The sequence below is a fragment of the Aequorivita sp. 609 genome, assembly GCF_014212065.1.
Classification (GTDB): domain Bacteria; phylum Bacteroidota; class Bacteroidia; order Flavobacteriales; family Flavobacteriaceae; genus Aequorivita; species Aequorivita sinensis.
In genome coordinates, this window is the sequence record NZ_JACJVM010000204.1 from 1 (window position 1) to 3,442 (window position 3,442).

The following is a 3,442-nucleotide window of genomic DNA, read 5'->3' on the forward strand; positions in this document are numbered from 1 at the left end:
CTTGATGGCCCTGGTTTGCAACCAGTCCTACCATAAAATACTGATTATTTTCCTTCCAAATTCGCGCGCTTTACTGATTTTTTAAATAACCTAGCAAGTAAGGGTTATTGCACACAACGGTATCGTATAACCGTCAGTTACGGGTTAATATGCGTTAATTTTCGGTTTAGCACAGACTTTAGCAATTACGCGTGGATTCGGACGTAGTCGAATCCGCCGTAATTGCGGTTATACATTGTTAGGGCACGTTATTTTTTATTTCATTTAGATATTTAAATTCCTCGTGGTCGAAAATGTCTAGTTTGTTTTTAGTAGCAAGTTTTATTTGATTTCTACATTTCAAAAGTCGGTCTATCATTGGTTGAATATATGAATTACTGTGATTTACGAAGTCGTATAAATCTTTGCTAGAACTAGGTAATTTATACCCTTTATTTGAACTTGCTAGAATAACGCCATTATCCCTTAATTTGGCAATTATTTTACTTCTAAAATAATGCATTGAAATCTTGTTTGGTTTTAGCTGTTCAATTTGGTTAATAAGTTCAAATGTAGTTACGTATGTCTCTGGATTAATATTCCTAAAATGGAACAGTAAATATCTCAAGCAAGTACATTGGTCTATTATGTAAGGAACATCTGATTCTCCAAATTTATCCAAGAATTGACTTGCTAAATTTAATCCCAAGCTTGAGATAGTAGGGTCATAATTTGCAAAGTCTTTTCCTGGGTCGTAAGCCATTGGCTTATAATCAGGTGGCCAAATTCGTATTTCAATTATTTTCTGTTTTAACGCTTTAAGTAATTCGTTTCTTCTTGGACTTAACTTTTTTGGTTCATAACATCTTGCAATTGTACCAGTCACAAAATCTGCCATTTGAACCATTAATTCGGACTTGCTATTAGAAAGACGAAATTCAGATTGTTGAAAAAGACTTGGTATATGCCTTTTTCTCATATACTTGATAAAACTCTCTTTAAACTCTTTTCCTCCGTGTTCGTCTGCAACAACAAGTAAGTCAGGAAAAGTTTTGAAAAGTTCTCTGTCCACTAGGGAATGAAGAAATTTATAAAATGAACCTTTATACTGAAATCCCTCACTTGTTAGCTTTGTTTTGTCAACTACAATTGAAAAAATATGATAATCTAATGAATTAAGTTCCGCAACAACTTTTAATCGCCTTGTATCATTTGTTCCGACTTTAGAAGATTTAATTTCGCCGGTTTGAAAGTTGGTTTTTCGGATTTTTTCCAATTCAGCTTCTAAATTCTCCAACTTTTCTTCTGAAACGATAATTGCTGTTATGATAAAAGTTTCACTTACACCATCTTTTTCGAAATCGAGTCCGTTGTTTCCAAATTCATCTATGTAAGCAATTTGATTCTTCATTCAGTTCTAATGTGCCCTAACGGTCTTGTATATGGCTCGTAGCGTGAAAATTAGCGATAATTATTCGGTTTAAGCACAAGCCAGATTTTTAAATTTTACTATTTATCTTTTTTATTGGAAATCGTCAAATTTAAAAATTTGGCGACTTTCCAAATATGCCTTAACTTCGTTTAAGCAACTAATTAGCTATGAGATATATACGTTGTTGTAGCACGTTATTTTTTGTTATTATATAGTTCAATCGCTTTTAAATAATTCATTCCGCCACTTTTTGTTTGGTCGTTCAAAAACCCATTCAATTCAGGTTGATTTTTCGCAATCCAATTTACAAGTTCATCTCTGTTTTTAACAAATTTCTCAACGTTAAACGAAGCAGAAGTCCTTTTGATATTCTTTATTTTATTATTCTCAAATTGTATGATTTCGTTTGTAACAATAGGTTCGTGATGAAGAAAGGAAATTCGCTTGTCCGTTTTTGAAATTTTAGCTTTTACAATTCCATTTTCTTTTTCGATTTTTAGTATTTTGTAAGTCGGTTGGAATACAGAATCCCACTTTACCCATTCAGCGTATTCATTTCCACTATATTTCTGCTCAAATCCGTCGTCAATGGTCGTAAATCTGTCGGTAATTAATTCAGTCGTTTCTAAAGGATTAGAATTGTCAATCGCAATGTAGAAATTTTTAGCAATTTCCAATTTGTCAGATTCCTTTTGAGGATTTTTACAGGAAAGGATTCCGATTGCTAAAAAGAATAAAAAAACTAATATTTTGTTCATTCGTATGTTGATTGGTTTAATGTGCTACAACGGTCTCGTATAACCGACAGTTACGGGATTAAAGTTAATGATTTTCGGTTAAGAACTGGCGTTAGCAATTCCGAGTGGATTCGGACGTAGTCGAATCCGCCGTAATTGCGGTTATACATTGTTATGTGCTGGCTTTTTCGTTTAGTTTAATATTCAGTTTTTGTGCTAATTCAATTACAAATTCTTTATGTGGTTCATTTTCTGGAACTGAATTATAGTATTCGTTAAAAATTCGCTCGCCATTTTTACGGTCAATCTCCAATTCTATTATTGCTCCTGATAGTTTTTGTCGTGGTGAAAATTCAATGACTTTTGATTGAGTTAATTCTTCAACAATTTTTTTTCGGTTGTCAAATCGGTCAAACCATTCTTTGCCAATAGAATTCAGATTCTCGTTGATAAATTCAGATGTTTTTCCGAAATCAGCAGATATTGGAAACCATTTATCTTCTCCGAATATTTTTTGACTTAACCTTGTTCTTATTTCACAGTCAAATTCTTGAATAAAACTCTTTGGTTTTGGGTTGAAAATTTTCTCATAAAGTTCTGGGACAAAAACTCCAAGATTTATGGTAAACTGTCCGTATAAGTTTTCACGTAATCCAGGAATTTCAATCACGTTATCAAATTGAAATTGTCCCATTTGAAAGTTAATGACTTGAACAATTCCATTGTCAAGAACTTTATTGTGAGTTCTTCCTTTTTTTTTAAATCCATCAGCTTTTAATTCGGTATGAATTAACTTCTGGATTTCATTTAGTGTTTCTTTATATTCTATTTTGTTCGTCATTTTTTAGCTTGCACATAACGTGATTGTATAACTTTTGTTGCGATAAATAATAACTTAAATAACTAAATAATGAAACAAGAAGATTGGGCTAAAATGAATAAAGAAACCCATTACAATAGTCTTATAAAACAAGACACGGCAAATAGAAAACTAATTAAAAAGTTACAACTTGAAAGAGATGAACTTAAAAAGCAATTGAAGTTATACGGTGTTGTTGTGCCAAAGGGTACGTTATTTTGTGGTAAAGAAAACAAAAACTGTGAGTATTTAAAAAAAGATAACAAGTGTGGGTTAAGAAAGCGTTGGTGTGCTTACCAAACAAAATAATGCACTACAACGTTTCGTATATGATAAGTAGGCGATCACTAAGCCCTAAATTTTTGTCTAATCCTAAAGTTTGATACAAGCCAAAAATATTTCAATTAGTACTTTATCGCCTATTTTTCATATACA

Annotated in this window: 4 protein-coding genes; 1 reads left to right on the top strand and 3 read right to left on the bottom strand. The window is 32.0% G+C overall.

Annotated features, from left to right (window positions below):
- Positions 1 to 238: 238 nt before the first annotated feature.
- The 3 genes from H4O20_RS13375 to H4O20_RS13385 form a co-directional block, all read right to left on the bottom strand.
- Complete coding sequence (locus H4O20_RS13375) at positions 239 to 1,390, bottom strand: DUF3800 domain-containing protein (RefSeq protein ID WP_185099599.1); 1,152 nt, start codon at positions 1,388 to 1,390, stop codon at positions 239 to 241.
- Between the two features lie 215 nt (positions 1,391 to 1,605).
- Positions 1,606 to 2,169 (bottom strand): hypothetical protein, encoded by a 564-nt coding sequence (locus H4O20_RS13380; RefSeq protein WP_185099600.1) that lies wholly within the window; start codon positions 2,167 to 2,169, stop codon positions 1,606 to 1,608.
- Positions 2,170 to 2,320: 151 nt separating this feature from the next.
- Complete coding sequence (locus H4O20_RS13385; RefSeq protein WP_185099601.1) at positions 2,321 to 2,989, bottom strand: DUF4304 domain-containing protein; 669 nt, start codon at positions 2,987 to 2,989, stop codon at positions 2,321 to 2,323.
- A 69-nt stretch (positions 2,990 to 3,058) separates the two neighbouring features.
- Between H4O20_RS13385 and H4O20_RS13390 the strand changes: the two genes are divergently transcribed.
- The gene (locus tag H4O20_RS13390) at positions 3,059 to 3,316 is read left to right on the top strand and encodes a hypothetical protein (protein ID WP_185099602.1); all 258 of its coding nucleotides are present in this window, start codon (positions 3,059 to 3,061) and stop codon (positions 3,314 to 3,316) included.
- The last annotated feature ends 126 nt before the right edge of the window (positions 3,317 to 3,442 follow it).